The following is a 4568-nucleotide window of genomic DNA, read 5'->3' as shown; positions in this document are numbered from 1 at the left end:
CTCCGGCCCCAGCCGGCGCTCGGCCGTGTCGAAATAGACGAAGTTGCCGGTGCGAACATTGACCGCACCGACGCTGAAACGCTTCTTGCCATCGTTCAGGAGGTCGAAATCGATCAGCATCTCCAGCGTTTTCTTCAGCTCCGAGGAATCGTAGAAGCTGGTAGCCCCTTCGGCACCCGGCAGCTCCAGCCAGGGATTGGGAAAGCGCGGCTTGAAAAAGCCGGGCTGCCCCATCGTCATCGTCATCCACGAGCTGGTACGGTTGCGGATATCGCGGAAAAAGTCGCCTTCCGGCGTATAGGCCCAGATCTTGCGGCCGGAAATGATCTGCCAGAATTGCTCGAGGCGCTGCAGCCGCCGGCCGGGCTCGTTGCCGGCGATGATCGCGGCATTGACCGCGCCGATCGAGACGCCCGAAAGCCAGGTGGGCTCGCACCCGGCTTCGGCCAACGCAAAGTACAATCTCCCTAGTGTGATCCAATCACCAGGCCGCCCTACTCCACGCCGCGGTCGCCGCCCAGCAGGCGGATCGAGCTGGCCTGCGGGCCCATCGGGCCTTCGCCGGTGGCCAGGGTCAGGTGCACCATCGTGCCGACCGTCAGCTCGTCGAAGCGGCCGTCGACCACGGCGTTGCGGGTGAAGTACAGGCTGCCGGCCTGCTTGGCCTCGACGAAGCCGTAATTCTGCTCGGGGTACAGCCGGCTGATGGTGCCGGTCTCGCCCACCGCCTCATGCGCCTTGACCTCGCCCTGGATGATGCGGGCGGCCTCGTCCAGCTGCCGTTCGACCACGTCGAAGCTGCGGTTGACCACGGCGGCGTGGTCGCGCGGGCTCCGCCGCTCCTCCACCTCCTTGACCACGATCAGGGGCTTGCCGGGGATCTCGGCCTCGACCGAGATGCCGAGCGGCGGGCGCGCGCCCTGGGCGCTGCGATGGGGGGCTTCTATGACCACGCGGCAGCCGATCAGCTTGGGGTAGAGGCGGTCCAGGCGGCCGACGCGGTCGCGCACGATCGCCTTCATCGCCTCCGATCCTTCGATGTTCTTGAACGAGAGCTGCAACGGCTTCTGCATGTCGGGCCTCCACCAGGTTCGTCGGTCCGAGGGGCTGTCGCCCTCCCTTTGCGAACCCCCCGAGACGGCCGGGAGTTCCCGGCTGTTTCGGCTGATGGAAGCCCCTCCGCTCAGGCCGCGGCCGGCCAGCGCCAGGACAGGATGAAGCAGGCCGCCGCCGCCACGCCGGCCGCCGTCCGAACATGGTTCCAGAAGATCCAGTCCGGGACGTAGCGGACCCAGATGGCGGCACCCTCGGCGCCGGCTGGGTCGACCGCCGCCAGGGCGTCGTTCAGCGGCACGTTGCCCGCCATCGTCACCACGATGGTGCCGGCGATGTAGATCACGGCGCCGGCCACCACCAGGGTGGGGTGGGGGCCGGCCCAGCCGAGCAGGGCCGCGGCGGCGACGATGACGCACAGCACCGCCGTGCCCATGAACGCCGCCATGAACAGCGGGTTGATCACCACGATGTTGATCGACTGCATCGCGGCGATCCCCTGCGGCGCCGGCAGGCGGGCCAGGGCGCCCATCACGAAGGTCGAGAAGGCGAAGAAGATGCCGCCGACCAGGCCGGAGCCCAGCGCCGACAGGAAGACCAGGACCGAGACCACGCGTTCGCCCATCATCAGCTCTCCATCGTCAGGGGGGCAGGGGGCGGTCAGCCGGCCCAGACGCCGGATGCGGCGGCGTCGCGCGCATAGTCGGCGAAGTCCTTCGGCGGGCGGCCCAGGGCGCGCTGCACGCCATCGGCCAGGCAGGCGTTGCGGCCGTCCAGCACCGTGGTGAACAGGTACAGCAGCAGCTCGGTGACCTCGGCCGGCGAGCCCTGCTCGGCCATCGCCGCGGCAAACGCATCCGCCGGCACGCGGGTGTAGCGGACCGGCCGGCCGCTGGCCTTCGCGATCTCGGCGGCCGCCTCGGAGAAGGTCAGCAGCCGCGGGCCGGTCACCTCGTAGAGCTGGCCGGCATGGCCGTCCTCCTTCAACGCCGCGACCACGACATCGGCGATGTCGTCGGCATCGACGAAGGGCTCGCCGACCTCGTCGGCCGGCAGCACGATCTCGCCCGCCAGCACGCCCTCCAGCAGCACGCTCTCGCTGAAATTCTGGCTGAACCAGCTGGCCCGCACGATGGTCCAGTCGGCGCCGGACTCCTGCAGCACCCGCTCGGCCCGCTGCGCCTCCGCTTCGCCGCGGCCGGACAGCAGCACCAGCCGGCGGACGCCCTGCGCCAGGGCCTGGTCGACCAGGGCGCCGACGGCCTCGGGCGCGCCTGGTGCTGCCAGGTCGGGATAGTAGGTGATGTAGGCGGCGCCGGCGCCGTCCAGCGCCGCGGCCCAGCCGGACGGGTTCTCCCAGTCGAAGGCGGGGCTGGCGGCGCGGGAGCCGATGCGGACCGGCAGGCCGCGCGCCGTCAGGCGCTCGGCGACGCGGCGGCCGGTCTTGCCGGTGCCGCCGACGACCAGGATCGGTTTGCGCTCTTGCATCGAGCTCGCCGACGGGGCCATGATCCCTCTCCCAATGTGAGTGTTTGTCATGTTTGTAAAAGTGATAAACTCTCACATTCGTTGCGTCAAGCGGATTTGCAAAGGATCGAGTCATGCCCGCCGCCAGCCCCGCCGCTCCCCCCGCCGCCGATCCGGCCGGCCCGCTGCGCCGCGCGCCGAGCCAGCGCCGCAGCCGCGAGCGGGTGGAGCGGATCCTGGCGGTGGCAACGGAGCTGATCGCGGCCCAGGGCAGCGACGCCTTGCGCATGGCCGAGGTGGCAGCGAAGGCGGAGATCTCGATCGGCTCGCTGTACCAGTACTTCCCTGACAAGGCGGCGGTGATCCGGGCCCTGGCCGAGCGCTACAATGCCGAGGGCCGGGCCTGCATCGAGGAGGGGCTGCGGGAGGTGCGCGACGCCGCGGGGCTGCGCCGGGCCTTCGGCACGCTGATCGACACCTATTACGGCCTGTTCCTGGCGGAGCCGGTGATGCGCGACATCTGGTCGGGGCTGCAGGCCGACAAGGGGCTGCGCGAGATCGACCTGGAGGACAGCCGGATCAACGGCCGGGTGCTGGCGGCGGCGCTGGCCCGGATCGACCCGGCCGCCGACCCGGCGGAGCTGTCGATCCGGGCCCTGCTGGTGATGCAGTTGGGCGAGGCGACGATGCGCCTGGCCATCTCGGTCGGCCGGGAAGAGGGCGACGCCCTGGTCGAGGCCTATAAGCGCATGGCGCTGCGCGAGCTGGCGCCGGAATAAGACTCCCGGAATGATCACATCGAGACTGCCGAGCGGCTGACGGCTGCCGACATCGCGCATTGCGACTTCTCCTTCGACATCCGCAGCGAGCTGGTCGCGCCCTACCGGGATCCGGTCGCGGACGCCCGGCCGGTCGAGCCATACCGCAAAGCCTATGCGTTCGACGCTGACGACTTCGCCGGGATCGGCCCCGACCGGCTGCTGGCCGTGGCACGGGAGGGCGGCCGGGTGGTCGGCTATATCCTCATCTCGGAAAGCTGGAACGGCTACGCGTCGGTCGACGATATTGCGGTCGACCGGGCGGCCCGAGGGGCCGGCTTGGCGGTGCGGCTGATGGACCGGGCGGTGCAATGGGCGCGCGAGAGGGACCTGCCGGGCATCCGGCTGGAAACCCAGTCGAACAACGTCGCGGCCTGCCGCTTCTACCGGCGCCATGGTTTCGTGCTGGGCGGTTACGACGCGTACCAGTACCGCACCTTCCCAGCGCTGCGGGCCGAGGTGGCCCTGTTCTGGTACCTGATGCTCCCGGATCCCTGAGGTCCGGAAGGCTGGTGCGGGCGGTCGGGGTCGAACCGACACTCTGTCACCAGAACTGGATTTTGAGTCCAGCGCGTCTGCCAATTCCGCCACGCCCGCGCGGGGCCGCATCATAGGCAGCGCCGGACTCCCGTCAACGAAATTGCAGGGGCGCAGGATCGGGCAGGGCGCCGGCACCCGGCGCTGCGCCGACGGTGAAGGGCCGGCCGCGCTCGGCAGACCACCAGGTCACGATCAGATGCGGCGCCAGGGCCGCGATCAGGATGGCCTGCTGCGGCTCGCTCTCGACGAAATGGGTGCAGCCGATCCGGGTCGCCGTTTCGGCCTTGTAGCGGGCGACCAAGGCGGGGCCGGACAGGCTGTCGGGGCGGCATTCCAGCGCCATCCCGGCATGCCCGTGGCTCGCCAGCCAGGCGGCGATGCGCGCCCGCTCCGATTCCGGCCGGCCGGTGATCACCGCGGCCCGGTCATCGCGGAAGAAGGGCAGGGCCGGCTCGACCTCGCCGTCGCCATCCGCCAGCACGCCGTCGACCTCCATCCCGACAAAGGGCTGCTCGGTCCGGCGGTCCGGGCCGTGCCCGGCGGCGCGATGGGCCCGGCCGGCCGGTGTCGCCTCGCCGCGCTCCCAGGGGAAGCGCCACAGCTCGCGCATCGGATGCGACAGGTCGGGGGTGAAGTCGCTGTGCTCGGGGTCGTGCACCACCGCCAGGGTCAGGCAGGCGCGGCCTTCGG

7 protein-coding genes and 1 tRNA gene are annotated in these 4568 nt (G+C 70.5%); 2 read left to right on the top strand and 6 right to left on the bottom strand.

Annotation, left to right across the window (positions count from 1 at the left end; translation table 11 throughout):
• From ABDW35_RS32650 to ABDW35_RS32635, 4 genes are all read right to left on the bottom strand, one after another.
• On the bottom strand, positions 1-450 hold a 450-nt coding region (locus ABDW35_RS32650; RefSeq protein ID WP_343718018.1), incomplete at its 3' end, for a patatin-like phospholipase family protein.
• A 44-nt stretch (positions 451-494) separates the two neighbouring features.
• A complete protein-coding gene (locus ABDW35_RS32645; RefSeq protein ID WP_343718017.1) occupies positions 495-1073 on the bottom strand; it encodes an HPF/RaiA family ribosome-associated protein in 579 nt (192 codons plus the stop codon).
• 110 nt (positions 1074-1183) lie between these two features.
• A complete protein-coding gene (locus ABDW35_RS32640; RefSeq protein WP_343718016.1) occupies positions 1184-1681 on the bottom strand; it encodes an anthrone oxygenase family protein in 498 nt (165 codons plus the stop codon).
• Between the two features lie 32 nt (positions 1682-1713).
• On the bottom strand, positions 1714-2541 hold the full coding sequence (locus ABDW35_RS32635) for an NAD(P)H-binding protein (RefSeq protein ID WP_343718015.1): 828 nt from the start codon (positions 2539-2541) through the stop codon (positions 1714-1716).
• A 113-nt stretch (positions 2542-2654) separates the two neighbouring features.
• Here ABDW35_RS32635 and ABDW35_RS32630 point away from each other — a divergent pair, with 113 nt between their 5' ends.
• Both ABDW35_RS32630 and ABDW35_RS32625 read left to right on the top strand, forming a co-directional pair.
• Positions 2655-3299, top strand: a complete 645-nt coding sequence (locus tag ABDW35_RS32630; RefSeq protein WP_343718014.1) for a TetR/AcrR family transcriptional regulator — start codon at positions 2655-2657, stop codon at positions 3297-3299.
• Between the two features lie 18 nt (positions 3300-3317).
• Positions 3318-3836 carry a GNAT family N-acetyltransferase gene (locus ABDW35_RS32625; RefSeq protein WP_343718019.1) on the top strand — a complete coding sequence of 173 codons (519 nt, stop codon included), beginning with the start codon at positions 3318-3320 and terminating at the stop codon, positions 3834-3836.
• Positions 3837-3848: 12 nt separating this feature from the next.
• On the opposite strand, the gene ABDW35_RS32620 is transcribed toward ABDW35_RS32625, so the two are convergent.
• Positions 3849-3935 (bottom strand) — tRNA-Leu (locus ABDW35_RS32620).
• A 34-nt stretch (positions 3936-3969) separates the two neighbouring features.
• On the bottom strand, positions 3970-4568 hold a 599-nt coding region (locus ABDW35_RS32615; protein ID WP_343718013.1), incomplete at its 5' end, for a hypothetical protein.

It is taken from the genome of Inquilinus sp., from assembly GCF_039594555.1.
Classification (GTDB): domain Bacteria; phylum Pseudomonadota; class Alphaproteobacteria; order DSM-16000; family Inquilinaceae; genus Inquilinus.
Note: the sequence above shows the minus strand (reverse complement) of the source record. Positions and strands in the feature narration are given on the sequence as shown.

What these genes read in the sequence shown, in the direction of transcription:
- ABDW35_RS32645 (WP_343718017.1), bottom strand. Translation starts at nt 1,073, where the DNA reads ATGCAGAAGCCGTTGCAGCTCTCGTTCAAGAACATCGAAGGATCGGAG.
- ABDW35_RS32640 (WP_343718016.1), bottom strand. Translation starts at nt 1,681, where the DNA reads ATGATGGGCGAACGCGTGGTCTCGGTCCTGGTCTTCCTGTCGGCGCTG.
- ABDW35_RS32635 (WP_343718015.1), bottom strand. Translation starts at nt 2,541, where the DNA reads ATGCAAGAGCGCAAACCGATCCTGGTCGTCGGCGGCACCGGCAAGACC.
- ABDW35_RS32630 (WP_343718014.1), top strand. Translation starts at nt 2,655, where the DNA reads ATGCCCGCCGCCAGCCCCGCCGCTCCCCCCGCCGCCGATCCGGCCGGC.